The following is a 21525-nucleotide window of genomic DNA, read 5'->3' on the forward strand; positions in this document are numbered from 1 at the left end:
GGAAGTTCCCAGAGGTGCCGCGCGGCCGGTCAGCCGAAGGCGGGCAGCACCTCCCGCTCGAACAGCCGCAGGCTCGACCACGCCAGCTCCATCGGCATGCCCCCGCACAGCGGATGGAACTGGGTGAACAGCCTTGGCGCGGCCTTGAGTTCGGTCACGAACTGCCCGGGTGTGAGGACCCGGTACTGGTCGCCGCGCCGCAGTTCCGCCAGACCCTCGGCCGTGCGGAAGGGTGCGGCCACGTCGTCCTGGGCCTGCCACTCGCCGTAGGCGTTGGTCTCGTGCAGGAAGAACGGCGCCATCCGCTCCCACCCCTCGTCGGGATCCTCGGCGAGGGCCACGACCTGGTTCGGCCCGATCGGGCTGGGCCCGGGGTCGGGGCGGCCCAACTTCCCGACCTCGTCGCGGTAGTGGTCCCACACCTCGGGCACGGAGGGGACGAACCCGTCGGCGATCCGGGCGGCCCGGCGCGCCGCCGGTTCGCTGCTCCCGCCGAGGAGAACGGCGGGCCCGCCCGGCCGGTACGGCGCCGGCGTGACGCGCACCCTACGGCCCCGATAGCTGAACTGCTCCCCCGTGAAAGCCGACTTGAGGGTGGTCACCACCTCGGTGACCCGCTTGGCCCGCTCCTTCATCGGCACGTCGAACATGGCGAACTCCTCGCGCACGTACCCGCCCGCGACGATCAGGTCGACGCGCCCCCGGCTGATGTTGTCGAGGACCGCCAACTCCTCGGCGAGGCGCAGCGGATCGTGGAACGGGGCGATCAACGCGGCGACGAGGAAACGGACTTGCTTCGTGCGGGCGGCCATCGCCGCGAGCATCTGGACCGGGCTGGGCAGATAGCCGTCCGGCGAACCGTGGTGCTCGGAGACGGTGATCCGCGTGCAGCCGAGCCCGTCGGCCCATTCGGCCATGTCGAGGGCGGCCGCGTACCGGTCCGCCATCGCCGTACCGGCCGACTCGGGGTTACGGAAGTCGAATCTGAGGGCGAACTCCACACCAGGACGAGTCATCGCACGAGAATATGATTCTCACGAGGAAGAACGCAATATGCGGGAAAAGACAACAACCCTCCCCGAGCCCCGCGGAAGCCTATGTTCCCCCAGGGGCTACCGAGCAGTAACCGCTTCGCTCTACGCTGCTGCCGCCACCAAGGCTCCAACTAGGCCACGGCGAAGGGGACTTGACACTCATGAAGGCGATAAGACGGCTGGCGGCACTGCTGGGCACCGCCGCCCTGCTGGTGACGGGGGCCGCGGGCAATGCCCATGCGGCGGCGGCGAAGTTCTCCGAGACGACGACGATCGGGACGCACAACGCGTACGAGAAGGACAAGTACACGTACTGGGCGCAGGCCTTGGACTCCGGGGCCTCGCTGCTCGAACTGGACGTCTACGTGGACAGCTTGAGCAAGCGGTGGCGGGTCAGCCACAGCGACCTGTTCTCCAACGACAACAACTGCGAGTACGCGAGCACCCCCGCCGACCTGTACAGCAAGGACCGCGACCAGGACCTCGGCAGCTGCCTGGACAACATGGCCGCCTGGAACACCCTGCACCCGGACCACGCTCCCGTCATCATCAAGGTGGAGATGAAGGTGGGCTTCAACCAGACCATCGGCCTGGGCCCGACCGCCTTCGACACCCTGGTCTCGCAGAAGCTCGGCAGCAGCGTCTACAAGCCGTCCGACCTGCTGGGCTCGTCCTACTCCACGCTCGACGCGGCGGCCCAGGCGAACGCGTGGCCCTCACGTGACGCCCTCAAGGGCAAGTTCATCTTCGAGTTGATCCCCGGCACGGTCGAGCAGGCCAACCCGTTCGACCACTACTGGACGGACCAGGAGTACGGCGACCATCTCCGCGACCTGTACGCGGCCGGCACGATCGCGCAGGCGCAGGCCTTCCCGGCGGTACTGGGCGCGGCCAACGGCGATCCCAGGGCGACCCGTTGGACGTCGGACACGTCCATCCGCCCCTGGTTCGTCTTCTTCGACGGCGACGCGGCGACCTACGTCAACAACGGCTACGACACGTCGTTCTACTCCACGAACCACTACATCCTGATCATGACGGACGCGTACGCGGTGGCCCCGGCGATCTCCTCAACGGCCCCCACGGACGACGAAGTCGCCGCCAAATTGGCACTATTGGCGGCGGACCACGCAAGCGTGATCACTTCTGACTGGTCGTCGAAGTCGGCGTCGGTCCTGTCCTCGGCGGCCACCAGAAGCTGAGGTTCCGGATAGCGGGGACGGGGCACAAGTCCCCCATGTTGCATGGCATCGACGTAAGCGCGTTCCAGTCCACCGCGTACGACACGGACGGCTCCTCCTTCGTCTTCATCAAGGCGACGGAGGGCCATTCGTACGTCAACCCCAGACTCACCGCCCAGACGAAGACGGGCCGTGACGCGGGACTGGTCGTCGGCTTCTACCACTTCCTCTGGCCGGGCAGCATCACGGCCCAGGCAGAGTACTTCGTCAGCAAGGCCCCCGAAAAAGCAGGCGACTTGCTCGCCGTCGACTGGGAGACCACCGGCGACGGCACCCACGCCACGAACGCCGAGAAGGACAGCTTCATCCGCAAGGTGAAGTCCCTCCGCCCGAACAACCGGGTCCTCCTGTACACGAACCGCAACTTCTGGCTCACCATCGACAAGACGTCCTACGCGGGCGACGGCCTCTGGATCGCCGACTACGTCACGGCCGGCAAGCCCCGCATCAAGGCGGACTGGAAGTTCCACCAGTACACGTCGGACCCCCACGACAAGGACGTCGCGGACTTCACGACCAAGGCGTCCTTGCAGACGTGGGCGAAGGACGCCTGACGGTCGTGTGAGCCGGCCGGTCAGCCCTTGAAGTCCCCCGTCCGCTCCCGCGAAGCCTCCGCCAGCCCCTTCGTGATGCCGTCCACGCCCTCCCGCAGCCCGTACACCGGCGTCCCCGGCTGCTGCCGCCAGGACTCGTCGAGGGTGCCCGCGTCGACCGTGTCGAAGCCGAGGTCGTCGATCAGGGCCCGGACCGTGCGCTTCGCGGCCTCGTCGTCGCCGGAGACCGGAAGGGCGAGGCGGTCGGGGGCGCCGGACGGGCGCGGGCGGTCCAGGATGTCCTGGGCGTAGGTGCCGTTGAAGGCCTTGATGACGGTGTGGCCGATCTGCCGCGCGGTCCAGCGGCTCTCGGTGAGGTCGTCGTCGAGGATCGCGGCGATGCGGCCGTCGCGCCCGGGGTAGTAGTTGCCGGTGTCGATGACGGCGACGTTCTCCGCGGCGCCGTCCAGGAAGCCCTTGGGCAGGTTCGGGACCGCCTTCAACGGGACGGTGACCACGACGACCTCGGCCCCGTTCGCCGCCTCCTCGACCGGTACGGGCGTCGCGCCCGTCTCCTCGGCCAGTTCGGTGAGTGTCTGCGGGCCGCGCGAGTTGGCTACGGAGACGTCGTGCCCGAGCGCGGTGAGCCGCCGGGTGAGGTTGCCGCCGATGTTGCCCGCGCCGATGATGCCGATCTTCATGACAGACCCTTCGCCGATCCGGATTCCATGCATGCGCATGCTTCTGGCTGGCTGCAACCCCGGGGGGCCATCACCTATTCCGGGCCCTCCGCCGTACGAGTGACGCCGCCCCCGCGGAACCTACTCCCCGAACGGATCCTCCAGCGCCTCCCGCAGCACTGGCGTGAACTGGCCGAAGACATCGGCGAGTACGGGGTTGTGGGCGGCGGCGACCACGGCCGCGTGGAACGCGATGTCGGCGTCGACGAACGCGATGTCGTCCGCCCCGGAGGCGGCCCGGCGGGTCTCCAGCGCGCGTTCCGTCGCCGTCACGTCCTCGGGCGTACGACGGCTCGCGGCCAGCCGGGCCGCCTGGACCTCGACGCCCATCCGCACCTCGTAGACGCGAGTGCTTCGACCTGCCGCTGGTCCTGGAACGGCACGAGGGCCGCTGGAGCGTACGGATCAGGAGCAGTCGCCGCACCGCAGGCCATGACTCACCGCCGGACATGACGGAGGGGGCGCCCGTCCACCGTAGGACGGGCGCCCCCTCCGCTCAGACGAAGATCACTCTCGGGTCACTTGTTCAGGTGGGCCCAGAACTCGTCGAACGACAGGACCTTGTCACCGTTGAGGTCCCGGCTCTTGATGATGGCCTCGGCGACCGTCTCGGTGACGTTCCAGTCGCCTCCCTGGGCCAGGGCGGTCTTGAACTCGGCCGCGGTGATGACACCGTCACCGTCCGTGTCGATCCGCTGGAAATGCTTGCGTGCTTCCTCGATGTCCGCCACCGGATCCGCCCCTTCGTAACGCTTTACCGCCTGTTGACGGACGTCAGACTAACCGGCCGCGCGCGCCCGCAGTGCGGCGACCACCCACGCGAACTCCGGCCGGTGCGCCGCCGCGGGCCCGCCACCCTTCACCGTGGCCAGCAACTCCCGGTAGCGGGCGAGCCGTTCGTTGGACGCCGACTCCATCCGTTCGAGTACGACGGCCGGGTCACCGCCCTCGCCCAGCACCTCCCGCAGGATCGCGTCCGCCTCCGGCGACCCGGGGGCGATCCCCCGCTCCCTGGCCTCCGCGCCCAGCTGCACCAACCGCATGGGGAACCAGGTGGACCGGCCGCGGACGGCGGCGCGCTCCTGGTCCGAGGCGTTGAACTCGACGGCCTTGCGCATCTGCGCCCGGAACTCCGGGTCCTGCACCATCTCCGCCAACTCCACCCAGGCGTCGACCTGTTCGGGGGTCGGATCGTCGGGCAGGTCCACCGCGATGGAGCGCATCCGCTCCTTGATGCACGGATCGACGGCGTCGAGTTCGTGGAACAGCTCCTCCACGAACTCCTCCATGATCCGCCTGCGTTCGGCCGCCGACAGCCGTGCCAGCTTGTTCATCAACGTCATCTCCTCCGCGGTCGAACCGCGTCTCGCGACGGTCGACAGCACCGCACGGGTCACCCGCAGCGACCTGATCTGCGCGTCCAGTGCCACCACATGCGCGGCGGCCACCTCCGCGACCGTCGCCTCACCGGCCAGCACCTTGCGCACGTCGTCCAGACCGAGGCCCAACTCCCGCAGGGTGCGGATCAGTTCGAGACGGGCGGCGCACTCGGCGTCGTAGAGCCGATAGCCGCCCGCGGAGCGGGTCACCGGGGTGAGGACGCCCTCGTCGGACCAGTAGCGGATGGTGCGCACGGTCAGTCCGGTGGCTCTGGCCAGCTCCCCGATGGTGAGGAGTCCGGTGCCGTCGTCGATCATGTCTGTGAGTGTGGGCCTTCCAGTGGGTGGAGACTCAAGCGGCGCAAGGAGCTTGGTGATGGAGACTCTTCGGGACATTCTCGATGCGGTGGCCCGGGACGACCTCCCGCCGGCGGACGGCCGCGTGACCGTCGTGCCGCAGATGTCCGAGCGGGACGCGGGGGTGCTCGCCTTCACCGCGCACGCCGTCGTCTTCATCGACGAGGACCCGCGGTGGGTCCACGACACCCTCGCCGCCGTGCCGTGCGACGCGCTCGCGGCACCGATGAACCCATGGTTCCTGATGGCCCTGCTCGACCGGACGGGCCGTAGGGCGGAGACCATCGACGCGATGCTCGTGGGTACCCCGCTGCCGGGCGAACCCCCGCTCCCCCTGCGGGAGATCACGGACGGCGATCATCCGCGCATCGTGTACGCCCGCGGCCGGCGCGACGACGTCCGCGCGTGGACGACGGAGGGCGGCGTGGTGGTGCTGGGCCGCGGGGTCGGGGGCCGCCTTGAGGTCTCCGTCGAGATCGACGAGGACGTACGGCACCGGGGGCTGGGCCGCGCCCTGGTGGCCGCCGCCCGCCACCTCACCGCCGAGCCGCTGTGGGCGCAGGTCGCACCGGGGAACGCCCGCAGCATGCGGGCGTTCCTGGCGGCGGGCTACCGTCCGGTGGGGTCGGAGGCGGTGCTGCTCAGCGCGTCCTAGGCGTCAGTGCCTGCTGGGCGTCAGTGCCAGGGGCGGTAGTTCGGGTTGCTCTCGCAGTCGCTCATGATCTCGACCTTGGTCTTCTTGTCGACCGGGCAGACGCCGATGACGTACTGCCGCTGGATACCGCCGGGGAAGGCGACCTCGACCTGGTCGGCCCACTTGTGAGTGTCGCCGATGGTCTTGTTGACGTCCACACCGCCCGGGGCGTCGATGTAGTAGTTGTAGCCCGACTTGTACCAGGTCTTGTACAGGTCGTGGTCGTACGTCGTCGAGACGTACGGCGAGGGCTGGTTGACGAGGACGTACTTCTCGATGTCGTACTGGCCGTCGACGACGTCCTTGGGGGCGAAGCCCTGGTCGAAGACGATCGCGGGGCCGCGGCTGTCGCTGCGGTAGAGGGTGCCGCAGCTGGTGCGCCAGACCGGGTCGGGGGTGATGCGGCTGATGTCCACGCGCTGGTCCACGGCGGCCATCGCGGGGTCGGCGACCACGGGACAGGACGGTGCGGCGGCCCGGGTCGGGGTGTGGGTCGTGCGGGCGGGAACGGTGGCGGCGGTCGTGGCGAAGACGGCCGCGAGGGACAGGGCGGCGGCAGCGACTCGTCGCCGCAGGTGAATCGTGATCATGCGGGGCACGATCCCGGTTCCGCGGCGCCGAGTCGCGGATCATCACCCGGATAGGGCGTGTCCAACTGACCGGATTTCAGCCGATATTCAGCGCACTCCTATTGGTCTCAGCGGAAGATGCCCGTGTGGCCCAGGGAGTAGCGGCCCGGCTGCGGGTACACCGCGAGGCCGTGCGGGCCGCCACCGACCTTGATGCGGGCGAGCTGCGTGCCGGTGCGGGTGTCGATGGCGTAGACCTCGGAGTTGTAGCGGCCGGAGAGCCACAGGACCTTGCCGTCGGCCGAGACGCCGCCCATGTCGGGGCTGCCGCCGTTGGGGAGGTGCCACTTCTTGGTGAGCTTGTTCTTGGTGAAGTCGAAGATGGAGATGGTGCCTTCGCCGCGGTTGGAGATGTACATCTCGCGCGAGTCCCGGCTGATGTACAGGCCGTGGCAGCCCTTGCCGGTGGGCAGGAAGTCCGGCTTGGCGAAGGTGTCGCCGTTCAGGACCCACATACCGTTGGCCATCATGTCGGCGATGTAGAACTTCTTGCCGTCCGGCGAGATCTTGACGTCCTGCGGCATGGAGCCGTGGAACGGCAGTTTCTGCTGCCCGATGACCTTCATCTTCTCGGTGTCGACCTTCAGCAGCTCACCGCTGAACTCGCAGGAGACGATGAAGTACCGCCCGTCCGGGGAGAAGTCGGCGTGGTTGACGCCGTAGCAGCCGACGTGGACCGCCTTCACCGTCTTCATCGTGTGCGCGTCCCGGAACACCAACTGCCGGTCCAGCGAGGCCATCACGATCGCGTACCTGCCGTTGGGCGTGAAGTACAGGTTGTACGGGTCGTGCACGTCAACGGGCTTGCCCGCCCTGCCCGTTCGCGGGTCGATCGGGGTGAGGGTGTTGCCCCGGTCGTTGTTGACCCACAGGGTCTTCAAGTCCCAGGAGGGGACGACGTGTTGGGGCTGGACGCCGACCGGGATGGTCTCGACGACCTTGTACGTCCTCGGGTCGATCACCGAGACCGTGTTGGAGTTGGTGTTGGGGACGTAGACCCGGGACGGGAAGTCCCGTACGACCGGGGAGAGTCGGTTGGGGCGGTCGGCCGCGTACACGTCCGCCGGGTCGAGCACCGGCGGCATTCCGGGCAGCGCCCGAGCGACCTGCGCCTTCTTCTGCTGCTGCGGCTGGAGCGCGGCCTGGGTTCCGAGGGCCTCGTCGGCATGGTCCTGCGAGCCGCAGCCGGCGAGGGCGGCGAGGGCGATCCCGGCGACGAGGGCGCGGGTGAGGGGGATGTGTCGCATCAGCTCAGCAGCTCCGTGGTCGTCACCGCGCGGAGTCCGCGGCGGTGGAGTTCTTCCAGTACGGCGGGGAGCGCGGCGACCGTGTCGGCGTACCCGAAGTGCATGCTGACGACCGACCCGTTGCGGACCTCGGCGAGCACCTTGCGGGTGACGGCGGGGGCGCCGGGCGCGGTGAAGTCGAGGGAGTCGACGTCGTAGGACAGCACGTGCGGGTAGCCCACGCGGTGGGCCAGGCGCTGGACGAGCGGGGACGCGGCCGGGGCGCGCGAGGGCCTGAACCAGGTGCCGATCGAGCCGGTGAGCCGCTTGAGGCGGTCGGCGCAACCGGTGATCTCGGCCAGCGCGTCGGCCTCGGACAGGGTGTTGACGGCGATGTGCCGCTGGGTGTGGTTGCCCAGGTCGTGGCCGCCGTCGAGGATGCGGCGGGCCATCTCGGGGTGGGTGTCGAGCCAGGTCCCGACGGCGAGGACGGTGACGTGTGCGCCGCGTTTCTCCGCCTCGGCGAGAAGGGCGGTGGCGATCTTGGGGTCGCCCTGCCCGTGGAAGGTGAGCGCGATGTCGGGGCGGTCGCGGGGTCCGTGGGTGATCTGTGCGGGCTGCTGGGGGAAGGCGCGGGGGGCGGGTGCGGTGAGCGGCGTCGCCCTGGCGGCGGGCGCGGGTCCGCTGGCGGGGGCGGCGGCAGGTGCGGTGGAGCCGGTCGTGGCACACCCGGCGGCAAGAGCGCCCCCGGCGACAAGCCCGGCACCCGCACGCAACGCCGTACGGCGGTCGGTCGTGGTCACCCGCCCCATTTAAGGGGCGCCGAGTAAGAAACCGGGGCATTAACCCGTACGGGGGACCCGCACGGGTCGCGCCGAGAACGAAGACCCGCGACAGGGCTCGCAGCCGTCAACTCCGGCCCAGCGACACCCCCTAGGCCCAATGCCGTTGCTTTAGTTGGCGGCGTAGCCTGCTGGCAGGGCGTCGGGGGTGGTGCCGGTGGCGGAGAGTGTCCCGGAGTTATCCGGTCTTGGATTGTTGACCTGGGTGTATCCGCCGGGTCTGGTGGATCGGGTGGTCGCTGCGTGCGGCCGGACCGAGCAGCGCAGACGGCTGCTTCCCGCTCGGGTGGTGGTGTACTTCGTTCTCGGTCTGGCCCTGTTCTCGCCCGCTCCGTATCTGGAGGTGCTGCGGCATCTGACCGACGGACTGCGTGCGTGCGGGCTGTGGGGCAACTGGCGGATCCCGGCGAAGTCCTCCCTGTTCAGGGCCCGTGGCCGACTGGGCTCCGAGCCCCTGCGGGTGCTGTTCGCGGCCACCGTCCGTCCATTGGCGGATGAGGAGACACCGGGCGCGTTCTGGCGCGGGCTGCGGCTGACGGCGGTGGACGGCACCTGCTGGGATGCCGCCGACACTGCCGCGAACGACCAGGAGTTCGGCCGTCCCGGCAACACCCGCGGCCCGGACAGGTCAGCGTTCCCGCAGGTGCGGATGGCCGCTCTGGTCGAGTGCGGCACCCATGCCGTGCTGGATGCGGAACTGGCCGGCTGCCGGGTCGGTGAACTCACCCTCGCCGCCTGCCTGGTCCGCTCCACCGGGCCGGACATGCTGGTCCTGGCCGACCGGGAGTTCCTGGGGGTGCCGTTGTGGAGAGCGTTCACCGCCACCGGCGCCCACCTGCTGTGGCGGGTGTCGGCCAACCGGGTCCTGCCCGTGCAGGAACTCCTTCCCGACGGCTCCTGGCTCAGTCGCCTGCACGCAGGCACCGACGGCAAGAAACGCGATCCGGTGCGCGTGAGGGTGCTCGCCTATCAGCTGTCCGACGGCGGAGCGAGCACCCAGAACACGCACTACCGCCTGGTCACCGACCTCCTCGATCCGGAACGCTTCCCCGCGGCCGAACTCGCGGCCCTGTATGCCCAGCGGTGGGAGATCGAGTCGGTCTTCGACGAGATCAAGACCCATCAGCGCGGCCCCCACGTCGTCCTGGCCAGCAAGACCCCCGACGGCGTGCGCCAGCAGATCTGGGCCCACCTGCTGGTCCACCACGCCCTGAGGTCCCTGATATCCAGAACCGCTGCCGTCCACGGCATCGACCCGGACCGGCTTTCGTTCACCGACACCCTGCGTGCGGCCCGCCGCAGCGTCACCGTCGCGCCCGGCATCTTTTCCCCCTGAGCACCTGATCACGGCGCTGGTCCGGCTCCGCGACGACCTGCTGACCACGCTGCTGCCACCGCGCCGGCTCCGCAGCCAGCCCCGTGTCGTCAAGCGCAAGATGTCCAACTACCTGCTCAAACGGGCCGAGCACCGTGCCTGGCCCCAGCCCACCAGAACACACGACGACGCCGTCACCATCCGCCCACCGAGACCAACAGCCCAGTAAAGCAACGGCATTGCCCCTAGGCCGTGTCTTCAAAAGATCTTGAGTGGTGGATCATGGTGGGGTGATACGTCGCCATGAACTGTCCGATGCCGAGTGGGAGTTCGTCGGGCCGCTGCTGCCGGTGTCGCTGCGGGGCCGGAAGCGGCTGGACGACCGCAGGGTGCTGAACGGGATCGTGTGGAAGTTCCGTACCGGGACGGCCTGGCGGGACGTGCCCGAGCGGTACGGCCCGTGGGCCACCCTGCACACCCGCTTTCGCCGGTGGGCGCTGGACGGCACCTTCGAGCGCATGCTCCGGGCCGCCCAGGCGCACGCCGACGCGGCCGGGGACATTGACTGGCTGGTGTCGGTCGACTCCACCGTCGTCCGCGCCCACCAGCACGCCGCCGGGGCCCGAAAAAGGGGGCCCGCAGTCCCGGCCTCGGACGCTCCCGAGGCGGCCTGACCAGCAAAATCCACCTGGCCTGCGACAGCGTGGGCCGCCCGCTCGCCTTCACCCTCACGGGCGGCAACACCAACGACTGCACCCAGTTCACCGCCATGATGGAAACCATCCGGGTGCCCCGCATCGGCCCGGGACGGCCCCGCACACGGCCCGCCCATGTGCTGGGCGACAAGGGCTACAGCTCCCGGGCCATCCGCACGTGGCTCAGGCGGCGGGGCATCGGTCACACCATTCCCGAGCGGTCCGACCAGGTCCGCAACCGGCTCCGGCGCGGCAGCCGAGGCGGGCGCCCGCCGGTCTTCGACAAGCAGCTCTACAAGCGACGCAACGTCGTGGAACGGTGCTTCAACCGCTTGAAGCAGTGGCGCGGCATCGCTACCCGCTACGACAAGACCGCCGAGTCCTACCAGGCAGCCGTCACCCTCGCATCGCTCCTGATGTGGGCGTGACATTTGAAGACAACTCCTAGGGGCGCGGGGCTGTATCGATTTGCGGCTCCGCCGCGTGGGCGCGACCAGCCACAGCGGCGCCGCAGAAAACCGACAACCTATCCCGGCATCACGCCAGTTCCCTCAACGATCAGAGACCCGCATCTCGAACCACGTCGTCTTCCCACGCGGCAACAGATCGACGCCCCACCGATCGGAGAGTTTGTCGACGAGGAACAACCCCCGCCCGCTCAGATCCATCTCCTGAACCGGCATCAGACACGGCAACCCACGCGAGGGATCACGCACCTCGACCCGGATCCACCCCCGCCGCCGCTTCATCCGCAGCCCGAACACCCGCGCACCCGTGTGCCGTACGGCGTTTCCGACAAGCTCCGAGACAAGTAAGACGGCGTCCTCGGTCAGTTTCGGGCTGAGCCCCCAGTGCCGCAGAACGACGATCTGGGTGAGCCGGCGGGCCGTCGCCGCGGACTCCGGACGGGACGGCAGCGGAACCTCCGCCTCCGTCGGATTGCCGAACAACTCGATCGCCTTGAGCGCCCGCTCGTCCTCGACCGCAGGCGACCAGCGCGCCGCGGTCGCACGGCCTTGTCCCCGCGGCTGTCCGATACCTTCCAGCCCCGCCATGCGTCCATCATGGCCGCCCCGAACGGGCTCCGGGGCGGTTCCGGAGGAATACGCCCCCCGGAAGCCCCCGTTCCGCGACATCCGATCGGCATGTGCCAGTGTCATTTCAGGGCTTGCGACAGCCCCTCCGACCTGCGGTGAAGGCTCTGTTAGAGGCAATCGACAGGCTCCCTCGGCAAGGCAGGCTTAAGGTCACTTTAAGGTTCCCATAAACTGCCCCGCCGAGAGGCCCGTATGAGACATCACGTCAATTGCAAGTGGTTGAGCGGTATTTGACGGTCCGGTTCATCGGAGCTTGCCAGTCCGGTTCAGCGGAACTTCGCCTTGCCGGGGCCCTCTTCGACGAAGCTCCGCATCCCGCGCTCACGGTCCTCGGTCGCGAACAGCCCCGCGAACCACGTGCGTTCGACGGCCAGCCCGGTCTCGATGTCCGTCTCCAACCCGGTGTCGATCGCTTCCTTCGCGGCACGCAACGCGATCGCCGGCCCCTGCGCGAGCTTCGCCGCCCACGCGTGCGCCTCGGTGTACACGTCGGCGGCGGGCACCAGCCGGTCCACCAGGCCCAGTTCGAGCGCCTCGTCCGCCTTGACCATCCGCCCCGTGAAGATCAGGTCCTTCGCCTTCGAGGGACCGATCAGTCGCGCCAGCCGCTGCGTGCCACCAGCCCCCGGAATCAACCCCAGCAGAATCTCCGGCTGCCCCAACTTCGCGTTGTCGGCGGCGATGCGATAGTCCGCGCACAACGCCAACTCGCAACCCCCGCCCAGCGCATAGCCCGTGATCGCCGCGACCACCGGCTTCGGAATACGGGCCACCGCCGTGAACGACTCCTGCAACGCCCGCGACCGTACGACCATCGCCGCATGGTCCATCCGCTGCATCTCCTTGATGTCCGCACCCGCCGCGAACACCTTCTCCCCGCCGTAGACCACCACGGCCCGCACATCGTCGCGACGCGAAGCCTCCTCGGCGAGTTCCTTGAGGCGGTCCTGGGTGGCGACGTCCAGCGCGTTCATCGGCGGGCGGTCGAGGCGGATGGTGCCGACGCCCTCGGCGACTTCGAGATTCACGGTCATGGGGGCAGGTTAACCGCCGCTAACGACAACGGGCCCGGTGCTGTGTGTCACAGCACCGGGCCCGTACATCAACTAATGATTGTCGACTGGAGACTTACGCCTTCCACTTCGCCCACGACATGTTCCAGCCGTTGAGCCCGTTGTCCGGCGCCACGGTCTCGTCGTTGGAGTGCTTGACGACGACCACGTCGCCGATCATCGAGTGGTTGTAGAACCAGGCGGCCGGAACGCTGCTGCTGTAACCGCCCTTGACGTCCTGGAGGCCGACGCAGCCGTGGCTGGCGTTGTAGTTGCCGAAGGCGCCGCCGCCCCAGTAGTTGCCGTGGATGAAGGTGCCGGAGTTGGTGAGGCGGATGGCGTGCGGGACGTCCTTGATGTCGTACTCGCCGCCGTAGCCGACCGTTTCACCGTTCATCCGGGTCACTTCGAGCTTCTCGCTCATGACCATCTGGCCGTTCCAGGTGTCGTAGCCGGGCTTGCCGGTGGTGACCGGGATGGTCCTGACGGTCTTGCCGTCCTGGGTGACCTTCATGGTGTGCTTCTTGGCGTCGACCACGGAGACCTGGTTGCGGCCGATGGTGAAGGAGACCGTCTTGGTCTGCTTGCCGTAGACGCCCGGGCGGCCCTCGACGCCGTCGAGGTTGAGCTTGACGGTGACCTTGGTGCCGGACTTCCAGTAGTTCTCGGGGCGGAAGTCGAGGCGGTCGTTGCCGAACCAGTGGCCCTCGACGTCGACGGCCGGCACGGTCGTGACGGTGATGGCCTTCTTCACGTCGTCGGGGTGTGTGATGCCCCGGGTGAAGTTGACCGAGAACGGCATCCCGACGCCGACCGTGGAGCCGTCCTCCGGGGTGAAGTCGCCGATGAAGGTGTTCTTCGGGGTCAGCGTGGTGAAGCTGGAGTCCTCGGCGGCGACCCGGCCGTCGGAGTCCTTGGCGACCGCGTGCACGGTGTATTTGGTGGAGGCCGAGAGGTGCGTCGCCGGCGTCCAGCTCGCACCGCCGCCGGTGATCGCGCCGGAGACCTTGGTGCCGTCGGTGTCCTTGACCTCGACCTCGGTCAACTTGCCCTTCGCGGCGCTGATCTTGAGGGCGCCGCTGGTGTCGACGGACTTCGAGCCGTTCTTCGGGGCGATGGTGACGACGGCCTGCGACTGCTTGGTCTCGGCCGTGTCCGACCCCTTGGCCTTGCTGTCGCCCGAGCCGGACCCGGAGTTGGAACCGCCGCCTCCGCACGCGGTGACGGCGAGCAGCAGCACGCCGAGTATCAGCGCCAGCAGTCCCTTGTTTCTCCGGCCGCGCGCGTCAACCGACGCCCCCGATATCGGTCGCACGTTCAAGACTTTCTCCCCTCGCCGGGCCCGGTCCGGCCCGCACCCCTTCGCGCATCTGACGTGCACGTCCGCGCATATTAACCGCCAGGTTTTGAGCTTCATGTCAGGCGAATGTCACCGTTCGGTCGCAACTTCAACTGCCGCCTGGCACAGGGACCCGTCCCCTTCTCGGGTCACCTCAGCGCACTGCCCGCCTTCCACTCCTTCCAACCCATGTTCCACCCGCCGAGGCCATTGTCCGGAGCGACCTGTTTGTCGTTGCTGTGCACGACCTCGACGACGTCCCCGACGATGCTGCGGTCGAAGAACCACCCGGCCGGGGTGTCCGAGCTGCCGCCCTTGACGTCCCTCAACCCCACGCACCCGTGGCTGACGTTGACGCGTCCGGGGGCGGTCGGCGCCCAGTAGTTGCCGTGCAGGAAGGTGCCGGAGTCGGTGAGTTTCATGGCGTGCGGGACGTCGGGGATGTCGTACTCGCCGCCGAAGCCGACCGTGCGGCTGTTCATACGGGTCACCTCCAGCATCTCCATGACCACCATTTTCCCGTTGTACGTGGTCTTCCCGGGGGCGCCGGCCGTGATCGGCACGGTGGCCAGCAGGTCGCCGTCGCGCCGCACCTCCATCGTGTGCTTGGCCGCGTCGACGAGGGAGACCTGGCTGCGGCCGACGGTGAAGGAGAACGTCCTGTACTGGAGGCCGTAGACGCCCTGTGCGCCTTCCACGTCCCGCAGGCGGAGGGAGACGGTGACCTGGGTGCCGGGTTTCCAGTAGGTCTCGGGGCGGAGGTCGAGGCGGGTCTTGCCGAACCAGTGCGGGCGGATCTCGACGGCCGGTTTCGCGGTGACGTGGATCGCGCGCTCGACGGCGGCCCGGTTCTCGATGTCCCGGTTGAAGCCGAGGGAGACGATCATCCCGGTGCCGACGGTGGCACGGTTCTCCGGGGTGACGTAGGCGATGAACCGTTCGTCGGGGACGTAGGTCGTGAAGGTGGTGTGCCGGGCGGAGCGGCGGCCGTCGCCGTCGAGGGCGACCGCGTCGACGGTGTACTCGGCGGCCAGCGCGAGCTTCCCGTCCTCGGGCTCCCAGCGCAGTCCGTCGTCGGAGATGTGGCCGGGGACGGGGGTGTCCTGGGCGTCCTGCGCCTTCACCACCTGCACGGACTCCAGCCGCCCGCTGGGCACCCGGACCACGAGCCGCTCGTCGGGTTTGACGCCCTTGGCGGCGTCGTCGGGCGAGATCCGGATCACATCCTCGGGCGCCGGTGCCTTGCCGAAGATCTCGCCGATACCGCCCCCGCCCGAGCCGTCCGAAGTACAGCCGGTGGCTCCGGCCAGCAGTCCTGCCCATGTCAGTACGGCGGCCAGTGCGACCCCTGCGCGCCTCGCGCGCCCTTGTGCATGCCTCACGGGGTGCCCAACGAGCGGGCACGCTCCGGGGAAACGTGAGTGCGACCCAAGCTCTGGGCAGAACAGTGGGGAGGATGACAGGACAGGGGCTCGCGACCGGGACGTCGCGCGGTCTTCACCTCGTCGTTCCATGAGCCGCAGGAGGCCGGACGGTGTCGAGCGCAGCCGAGCAGGAGGCCGTGCAGGAGGGGCACGTCGACGACGGCGTGCCGATGGAGCGCGTGGTGGAGGCCGTGCCGTCGCAACGCGCCGCGCCCGTCCTGAACGGCGCCCCGCACACGGGACCGCCGGTGCCCGTGTGGCCGGGGACGCCGATGCCGTTGGGGGCCCGGTACCGGGTCGGCCCGGACGGGGTGGCGGGCACCAACTTCGCGCTGTGGGCGGGAGGTGCGGAGGCGGTCGAGCTGTGTCTCTTCGACGCGGAAGGCCCAGAAGGAGGGGAGACCAAGGTCCCGCTGACGGAGCTGACACACGAGATCTGGCACGGCTTCCTGCCCGGTGTGCTGCCCGGCCGGCGCTACGGCTTCCGGGTGCACGGCCGCTGGGACCCGTGGACCGGCGCCCGCTGGAACCCGGCGAAGCTGCTCCTCGATCCCTACGCCCGTGCGGTGGACGGCGAGTTCGGGCTGCCGCCCGAGGTGTACGCGCACGTCCGCGACTGGCCGCAGCAGCAGGTCGCGGACACCGTGCGCGACGACCGCGACTCCGCGCCGTTCGTCCCGAAGGGCGTCGTCGTCCACGACGACACCACCGACGACGAGTGGATGGACGACCGCCGCCCGAAGACACCGTGGGCGGACTCGGTGATCTACGAACTCCACGTCGGCGGCTTCACCAAGCTGCACCCCGGGATACCCGAGGAACTCCGGGGCACCTACGCCGGGTTGGCGCACCCGGCGGCGATCGAGCACCTGGTGAAGCTGGGCGTGACGGCCGTAGAGCTGCTGCCCGTGCACCAGTTCGCGCACGAGGACCATCTGTTGCGCAGGGGTCTGAAGAACTACTGGGGTTACAACTCCATCGGGTACTTCGCCCCGCACGCGGGCTACGCGGCGACCGGTACGGCGGGGCAGCAGGTCGGCGAGTTCAAGCGGATGGTGCGGGCGCTGCACGAGGCCGGGATCGAGGTCATCCTCGACGTGGTCTACAACCACACGGCGGAAGCGGGAGAGTTGGGCCCGATGCTGTCGCTCAAGGGCATCGACAACCGCGGCTACTACCGCCTCCAGAGCGACGCCCGCCGCTACACGGACTACACCGGCTGCGGCAACACCCTGCACGTCGTCCAGCCGCACGTGCTCCGGCTGATCACCGACTCCCTGCGCTACTGGGTCACCGAGATGGGCGTCGACGGCTTCCGCTTCGACCTCGCCGCCGCACTGGCCCGCTCGATGCACGACGTCGACATGCTGTCCCCGTTCCTCGCGGTGATCGCCCAGGACCCGGTGCTACGACGGGTGAAGCTGATCGCCGAGCCCTGGGACGTCGGCTCGGGCGGCTACCAGGTCGGCGCGTTCCCGCCCCTGTGGACGGAGTGGAACGACCGCTACCGCAACGCCGTCCGGGACTTCTGGCGGGGCGCGCTGCCGGACGTACGGGACCTCGGGTACCGCCTGTCGGGGTCGAGTGACCTGTACGCGTGGGGCGGCCGTCGCCCTTACGCCTCGGTCAACTTCATCACGGCGCACGACGGTTACACCCTGCGGGACCTGGTGTCGTACGAGCGCAAGCACAACGAGGCCAACGGCGAGGGCAATCGGGACGGCACCGACGACAACCGCTCCTGGAACTGCGGGGTCGAGGGCGAGACGGACGACGAGCGCGTAAAAGCGCTGCGGCGACGGCAGTTGAGGAACCTCCTCACCACCCTCCTCCTCTCCACGGGCGTGCCGATGCTGGTCGCGGGTGACGAGCTGGGGCGGACACAGCGGGGCAGCAACAACGCCTACTGCCAGGACAACGAGATCAGTTGGGTGGACTGGGGCCTGCGGGAGGACCCCGGCTGGGCGGCGCTGACCGACCTCACCGCCCGCCTGATCGACCTGCGCCACCGCCATCCGGTGCTGAGGCGCCGGGCGTTCTTCTCCGGGCGGGCCCATTCGGCGGACGGCATAAGGGACTTGGCCTGGTTCACCGAGCGCGGCACGGAGATGACGGAACGGGACTGGTACGCGCCCGCCGCCACCCTCGGCATGTATCTCTCCGGCCGGGACATCCCCGGCCGTGACGAACGCGGCGCCCCCATCGTCGACGACAGCTTCCTCGCCGTCCTGCACGCGGGCCACCGGCCGGTGAGCTTCGTGCTGCCGGGGCCGCCGTGGGCGGAGCGGTACGAGGTGGTCGTCGACACGTCACGGGAGGAGCAGGGGGAGGCGCCGGGGGTGGTGCATCGGGCGGGGGCGGCGATCACTGTGCCGGCGCGGGCTGTGCTGTTGCTGAAGGTGGTGGGCTGAGGGGCGAGCGGGGTTCCGGCGAGTTCCAGCGAGTTCCGGCCGGGGTGACGTTTCAGGTCCGTGAACTCCCGGGCGGATGGCTGGGCTTGGGGCGGGCCCGGTGATCACATGGAGGGTGCCCCCCACGGCTTCCGCTGCCTCCCGCCGTCTTCCCCACAAGGACCTCGCATGCCCGAGATATCCCGCCGCGCCTTCGGCGGCCTGGTCGGTGGCGGTGCCGTCACCGCCGTCGCCGGTACGGCCACCACCGCCGAGGCCGCCGAATCCGCCCCCGCCGAGCGCCCGTTCACGGCCCGCCCCGCCGCCTCCGGCAAGCGCCCCAACCTCCTCGTCATCCTCGGCGACGACCTCGGCTGGGCCGACCTCTCCTCCTACGGCGCCCCGCACATCAAGACGCCGAACCTGGACCGGCTGGCCCGGCAGGGCGTGCGCTTCACCGATGCCTACTCCGGCTCCGCGACCTGCTCCCCGACCCGGTTCAGCCTCTACACCGGGCGCTACCCGGGCCGTACACCAGGCGGGTTGGCCGAACCGATCGCCAACAAGACGCAGGGGCTCGACCCGAGCCACCCGACCCTCGCCTCCCTCCTCAAGAAGGCGGGCTACTCCACCGCCCTCATCGGCAAGTGGCACTGCGGCTGGCTGCCCGACTACAGCCCCACGAAGTCGGGTTGGGACGAGTTCTTCGGCAACCACGGGGGCGTACTGGAGTACTTCTCCAAGCTGGGCCAGCTCGGCGACTACGACCTGTACGAGGGTGACGCGACCTACAAGGACCTGCGCTACTACACGCAGGTGCTGACCGAGCGGGCCGTCCAGTACGTCGGCCGGAAACACGACGAGCCGTGGCTGCTGAACCTCAACTTCACCACCCCGCACTGGCCTTGGCTCGCGGAGGGCGACGAGGAGACCGGCGCCGAGATCGCGGCGAGGATCCGGGCGGCGAAGACCCCGGCCGGGGTCACCGCCGCGCTGCTGCACAACGACGGCGGGTCGGTCGCGAAGTACACGGAGATGGTGCAGAGCCTCGACGCGGCCGTCGGCGAGGTGCTCACCGCGCTGCGCCGGTCCGGGCAGGAGGAGAACACGCTGGTGTACTTCGCCAGCGACAACGGCGGTGAACGCTGGTCGTACCTCTGGCCGTTGAGCGGCGAGAAGTCCTCCCTGCTGGAGGGCGGCATCCGGGTCCCGACGATCGTCCGCTGGCCGCATCGCGTCGACGGCAACCAGGTCAGCCACGAGCCGAACTTCTCCCCCGACTGGACGGCGACCTTCCTAGAGCTGGCCGGAGCCCGCCCCGACCCGGCGTACCCGCTGGACGGCACCAGCCTCGCGGGCTACCTGCTGAAGGGCGAACAGCCGTCCGAGCGGGAGCTGTTCTGGCGGGTGCGGGCCAACCGGGCGCTGCGGCGCGGCGATTGGAAGTACTACCAGGACGAGGACGGCGACGACCACCTCTTCGACCTCGGCGCCGACATCCGTGAACAGGCCGATCTCGCCCCCGACAAGCCGGAGTTGCTCGCCGAGCTGAAGGCGGCCTGGGAGAGGACGAACGCCGGGCTGCTGCCGTACCCGGCCGCCTAGAACCCGCTGGTCAGCCGAGAATCCCCCGGTCGTACGCCACCGCCACGGCGGCCGCGCGGTCCTTGACCCCCAACTTGCCGTACAGGTGGGTGAGATGGGTCTTCACGGTCGCCTCGCTGATGAAGAGTTCGCGGGCGATCTCGCGGTTGGACGTCCCCTTGGCGACGAGGACCAGTACTTCGCGTTCGCGGGCGGAGAGCGGCTCGTTGCCGGGGGCCTGGGGGCCGCGGACAGCGGAGACCAGGCGGGAGGCGACGGCGGGAGAGAGGACCGTGCGGCCTTCCGCCGCCGCGCGGACGGCGGTGAACAACTCGTCGCGCGGGGCGTCCTTCAGCAGGTAGCCCGTCGCGCCCGCCTCGATCGCGGGGAGGGTGTCGGAGTCGGTGTCGTACGTCGTCAGGACGAGCACCTTCGCGCGGGCGGCGCGGCGGGTCAGTTCGCGGATGGCGTCGACGCCCGCGCCGCCCGGCATGCGCAGGTCCATCAGGATCACGTCGGGGTCGAGGTCGGCGGCCCGCTCCACGGCCTCGACGCCATTGGACGCCTCGCCCAGGACGCGGAATCCGGGCGCGGACTCGAACATGCCGCGCAGACCGTCCCGTACGACGGGATGGTCGTCGACGATCAGCAGGGAGATCAGCAACTCGTCACTCATGGCGGACCAACGGTACGCGAGCCGACAGGGCCGTGCCGTGACCGGGCTCGGCCTCGATCGTGAGGGAGCCCGCGACGCGTTCGGCGCGGGCGCGCATTCCGTCGAGGCCGAAGCCGCCGGTGCGGGTGCGTTCGGGGAGGGCCAGCGGGTCGAAGCCCTGACCGTCGTCGCGGATGTCGAGGATGACCTCGTCCCCCAGGAAGGAGAGGGTCACGCCGACGCGGGTTGCCCGGGCGTGCCGGGCCGCGTTCGACAACGCCTCCTGGGCGATGCGCAGCAGGGTCGCCGAGATCTCGTCGTGGAGCTGCTCGGTGATGCCGGTGACGGTGAACTCGGCGCGGACGGCGGTGCGTTCGCCCCACTCCGCGACCGTGTTCTTCAGGGCCTCGGGCAGTCCGTCGTTCTCCAGGGCGATGGGCGCGAGGTTCTGCACGGACCGGCGGGCCTCGCCGAGGCTGTGCCGGGCGAGCGCGGAGGCGCGTTCGAGGTGCGTGCGGGCGGTCGTCAAGTCGGGTGCGTTCGCTACGACTTGGAGCTGGGCGATGATGCCGGTCAGGCCCTGGGCGATGGTGTCGTGGATCTCGGCGGCGAGCCTACGGCGTTCGTCGGCGACCCCGGCTTCCCTTGCCTGGACGAGGAGTTGGGCGTGCAGGGCGGCGTTCTCGTCGAGGGCCTGTTGCAGGGCGGTGTTGGTGCGTTCGAGTTCGGTGATGGTCTCGTTGCGCTCGCGGGAGCGCTCCGACTCCTGCTGGGTGAGATGCGCAATCGCCATCTGCAGACCGGAGTTGGCGGCCACGAGTGCCACGAAGAGGACCCATTGGAGCCCGCTCCCGAACGGCAGCCCGCCGGCCTGCGCTCCGGCCACGGTGACCGCGCTCGCGAACAGTCCGACCCGCTGTGCCACCGTGCCCGGGATCAGTTCGTCGGCGTCCATGAAGCCGGAGGCGGCGTAGAACGCGAAGAACGGGTCGATCCAGGTGAGGACGAAGGCGATGGCCCAGCGGACGACGTAGTACGCCGTTCCGGCCCGCGACGGGGTCCGGCCGCGGTCGGGGCGGCGGGAGCGGGTGCCGTGCCACCACAGCTGGAGGACGAGCGCGGCGCCGGCCAGGGACCAGCCGATCCACCACTGGGCGGCGGAGTGGTCGAACAGACCGGAGGAGGCGAGCGCGAGGACGACACTGATCCCGAGCAGCCCGTACGGCCCCCATGTGTGCAACTGTTCCCAGCGCCGCTCGATCTGCCGGTCCCTCGTGGTCATCTCCCCAGTCTGCACGG

Annotated in this window: 19 protein-coding genes and 2 pseudogenes; 7 read left to right on the forward strand and 14 right to left on the reverse strand. The window is 69.5% G+C overall.

All coding sequences use genetic code 11. From position 1 onward, the window contains the following. Window positions 1–29: 29 nt before the first annotated feature. Window positions 30–1016 (reverse strand): LLM class flavin-dependent oxidoreductase, encoded by a 987-nt coding sequence (locus OG194_RS13935; protein ID WP_327401186.1) that lies wholly within the window; start codon window positions 1014–1016, stop codon window positions 30–32. Between the two features lie 179 nt (window positions 1017–1195). Between OG194_RS13935 and OG194_RS13940 the strand changes: the two genes are divergently transcribed. Both OG194_RS13940 and OG194_RS13945 read left to right on the forward strand, forming a co-directional pair. Continuing rightward, complete coding sequence (locus tag OG194_RS13940; protein ID WP_327401187.1) at window positions 1196–2236, forward strand: phosphatidylinositol-specific phospholipase C domain-containing protein; 1041 nt, start codon at window positions 1196–1198, stop codon at window positions 2234–2236. 35 nt (window positions 2237–2271) lie between these two features. Further along, a complete protein-coding gene (locus OG194_RS13945; protein WP_327401188.1) occupies window positions 2272–2829 on the forward strand; it encodes a glycoside hydrolase family 25 protein in 558 nt (185 codons plus the stop codon). 20 nt (window positions 2830–2849) lie between these two features. Here the strand turns inward: OG194_RS13945 and OG194_RS13950 are convergent, their stop codons facing one another. The 4 genes and pseudogenes from OG194_RS13950 to OG194_RS13965 all read right to left on the reverse strand — a co-directional run bounded on the left by OG194_RS13950 (window position 2850) and on the right by OG194_RS13965 (window position 5245). Next, window positions 2850–3509: an NADPH-dependent F420 reductase gene (locus OG194_RS13950; protein ID WP_327401189.1), complete on the reverse strand. Its 660-nt coding sequence runs from the start codon at window positions 3507–3509 to the stop codon at window positions 2850–2852. A 141-nt stretch (window positions 3510–3650) separates the two neighbouring features. Continuing rightward, a pseudogene (locus OG194_RS13955) lies at window positions 3651–3899 on the reverse strand (FCD domain-containing protein); the annotation flags it as partial. 167 nt (window positions 3900–4066) lie between these two features. After that, complete coding sequence (locus OG194_RS13960) at window positions 4067–4279, reverse strand: EF-hand domain-containing protein (protein ID WP_033282798.1); 213 nt, start codon at window positions 4277–4279, stop codon at window positions 4067–4069. A 48-nt stretch (window positions 4280–4327) separates the two neighbouring features. Next, window positions 4328–5245 (reverse strand): MerR family transcriptional regulator, encoded by a 918-nt coding sequence (locus OG194_RS13965; RefSeq protein ID WP_327401190.1) that lies wholly within the window; start codon window positions 5243–5245, stop codon window positions 4328–4330. Between the two features lie 58 nt (window positions 5246–5303). Between OG194_RS13965 and OG194_RS13970 the strand changes: the two genes are divergently transcribed. Then, the gene (locus tag OG194_RS13970) at window positions 5304–5939 is read left to right on the forward strand and encodes a GNAT family N-acetyltransferase (RefSeq protein WP_327401191.1); all 636 of its coding nucleotides are present in this window, start codon (window positions 5304–5306) and stop codon (window positions 5937–5939) included. A gap of 20 nt (window positions 5940–5959) precedes the next feature. Here the strand turns inward: OG194_RS13970 and OG194_RS13975 are convergent, their stop codons facing one another. From OG194_RS13975 to OG194_RS13985, 3 genes are all read right to left on the reverse strand, one after another. Beyond that, the gene (locus OG194_RS13975) at window positions 5960–6568 is read right to left on the reverse strand and encodes an ADP-ribosyltransferase (protein WP_327401192.1); all 609 of its coding nucleotides are present in this window, start codon (window positions 6566–6568) and stop codon (window positions 5960–5962) included. Between the two features lie 107 nt (window positions 6569–6675). Further along, on the reverse strand, window positions 6676–7854 hold the full coding sequence (locus tag OG194_RS13980; RefSeq protein ID WP_327401193.1) for a YVTN family beta-propeller repeat protein: 1179 nt from the start codon (window positions 7852–7854) through the stop codon (window positions 6676–6678). Further along, window positions 7854–8645, reverse strand: coding sequence for a polysaccharide deacetylase family protein (locus OG194_RS13985; protein WP_327401194.1), 792 nt, complete (start codon window positions 8643–8645; stop codon window positions 7854–7856). The genes OG194_RS13980 and OG194_RS13985 overlap by 1 nt, the downstream gene beginning before the upstream one ends. A gap of 178 nt (window positions 8646–8823) precedes the next feature. Here OG194_RS13985 and OG194_RS13990 point away from each other — a divergent pair, with 178 nt between their 5' ends. After that, window positions 8824–10011, forward strand: a complete 1188-nt coding sequence (locus tag OG194_RS13990; RefSeq protein ID WP_327399358.1) for an IS4 family transposase — start codon at window positions 8824–8826, stop codon at window positions 10009–10011. A gap of 272 nt (window positions 10012–10283) precedes the next feature. Then, window positions 10284–11113: pseudogene (locus OG194_RS13995) on the forward strand (IS5 family transposase). 123 nt (window positions 11114–11236) lie between these two features. Here the strand turns inward: OG194_RS13995 and OG194_RS14000 are convergent. The 4 genes from OG194_RS14000 to OG194_RS14015 all read right to left on the reverse strand — a co-directional run bounded on the left by OG194_RS14000 (window position 11237) and on the right by OG194_RS14015 (window position 15555). Then, on the reverse strand, window positions 11237–11740 hold the full coding sequence (locus OG194_RS14000; RefSeq protein WP_033282803.1) for an ATP-binding protein: 504 nt from the start codon (window positions 11738–11740) through the stop codon (window positions 11237–11239). 308 nt (window positions 11741–12048) lie between these two features. Then, window positions 12049–12816 carry an enoyl-CoA hydratase/isomerase family protein gene (locus OG194_RS14005; protein WP_327401195.1) on the reverse strand — a complete coding sequence of 256 codons (768 nt, stop codon included), beginning with the start codon at window positions 12814–12816 and terminating at the stop codon, window positions 12049–12051. A 94-nt stretch (window positions 12817–12910) separates the two neighbouring features. Continuing rightward, window positions 12911–14155, reverse strand: a complete 1245-nt coding sequence (locus OG194_RS14010) for a L,D-transpeptidase (RefSeq protein ID WP_327401196.1) — start codon at window positions 14153–14155, stop codon at window positions 12911–12913. A gap of 167 nt (window positions 14156–14322) precedes the next feature. Next, window positions 14323–15555 (reverse strand): L,D-transpeptidase, encoded by a 1233-nt coding sequence (locus OG194_RS14015; RefSeq protein ID WP_327401197.1) that lies wholly within the window; start codon window positions 15553–15555, stop codon window positions 14323–14325. Window positions 15556–15707: 152 nt separating this feature from the next. Here OG194_RS14015 and glgX point away from each other — a divergent pair, with 152 nt between their 5' ends. Both glgX and OG194_RS14025 read left to right on the forward strand, forming a co-directional pair. Then, window positions 15708–18008, forward strand: coding sequence for a glycogen debranching protein GlgX (gene glgX / locus OG194_RS14020; protein ID WP_327401198.1), 2301 nt, complete (start codon window positions 15708–15710; stop codon window positions 18006–18008). Between the two features lie 168 nt (window positions 18009–18176). Beyond that, complete coding sequence (locus OG194_RS14025; RefSeq protein ID WP_327401199.1) at window positions 18177–19592, forward strand: sulfatase family protein; 1416 nt, start codon at window positions 18177–18179, stop codon at window positions 19590–19592. 10 nt (window positions 19593–19602) lie between these two features. Here the strand turns inward: OG194_RS14025 and OG194_RS14030 are convergent, their stop codons facing one another. Both OG194_RS14030 and OG194_RS14035 read right to left on the reverse strand, forming a co-directional pair. Beyond that, the gene (locus OG194_RS14030) at window positions 19603–20247 is read right to left on the reverse strand and encodes a response regulator transcription factor (RefSeq protein ID WP_327401200.1); all 645 of its coding nucleotides are present in this window, start codon (window positions 20245–20247) and stop codon (window positions 19603–19605) included. After that, on the reverse strand, window positions 20240–21508 hold the full coding sequence (locus OG194_RS14035; protein ID WP_327401202.1) for a sensor histidine kinase: 1269 nt from the start codon (window positions 21506–21508) through the stop codon (window positions 20240–20242). The genes OG194_RS14030 and OG194_RS14035 overlap by 8 nt, the downstream gene beginning before the upstream one ends. Window positions 21509–21525 lie beyond the last annotated feature (17 nt).

This window comes from Streptomyces sp. NBC_01288 (genome assembly GCF_035982055.1).
Taxonomy (GTDB): domain Bacteria; phylum Actinomycetota; class Actinomycetes; order Streptomycetales; family Streptomycetaceae; genus Streptomyces.

Coding starts and splice junctions, on each gene's coding strand:
- OG194_RS13935 (WP_327401186.1), bottom strand. CDS start 1,016: ATGACTCGTCCTGGTGTGGAGTTCGCCCTCAGATTCGACTTCCGTAAC.
- OG194_RS13940 (WP_327401187.1), top strand. CDS start 1,196: ATGAAGGCGATAAGACGGCTGGCGGCACTGCTGGGCACCGCCGCCCTG.
- OG194_RS13945 (WP_327401188.1), top strand. CDS start 2,272: ATGTTGCATGGCATCGACGTAAGCGCGTTCCAGTCCACCGCGTACGAC.
- OG194_RS13950 (WP_327401189.1), bottom strand. CDS start 3,509: ATGAAGATCGGCATCATCGGCGCGGGCAACATCGGCGGCAACCTCACC.
- OG194_RS13965 (WP_327401190.1), bottom strand. CDS start 5,245: ATGATCGACGACGGCACCGGACTCCTCACCATCGGGGAGCTGGCCAGA.
- OG194_RS13970 (WP_327401191.1), top strand. CDS start 5,304: ATGGAGACTCTTCGGGACATTCTCGATGCGGTGGCCCGGGACGACCTC.
- OG194_RS13975 (WP_327401192.1), bottom strand. CDS start 6,568: ATGATCACGATTCACCTGCGGCGACGAGTCGCTGCCGCCGCCCTGTCC.
- OG194_RS13980 (WP_327401193.1), bottom strand. CDS start 7,854: ATGCGACACATCCCCCTCACCCGCGCCCTCGTCGCCGGGATCGCCCTC.
- OG194_RS13985 (WP_327401194.1), bottom strand. CDS start 8,645: ATGGGGCGGGTGACCACGACCGACCGCCGTACGGCGTTGCGTGCGGGT.
- OG194_RS14000 (WP_033282803.1), bottom strand. CDS start 11,740: ATGGCGGGGCTGGAAGGTATCGGACAGCCGCGGGGACAAGGCCGTGCG.
- OG194_RS14005 (WP_327401195.1), bottom strand. CDS start 12,816: ATGACCGTGAATCTCGAAGTCGCCGAGGGCGTCGGCACCATCCGCCTC.
- OG194_RS14025 (WP_327401199.1), top strand. CDS start 18,177: ATGCCCGAGATATCCCGCCGCGCCTTCGGCGGCCTGGTCGGTGGCGGT.
- OG194_RS14030 (WP_327401200.1), bottom strand. CDS start 20,247: ATGAGTGACGAGTTGCTGATCTCCCTGCTGATCGTCGACGACCATCCC.
- OG194_RS14035 (WP_327401202.1), bottom strand. CDS start 21,508: ATGACCACGAGGGACCGGCAGATCGAGCGGCGCTGGGAACAGTTGCAC.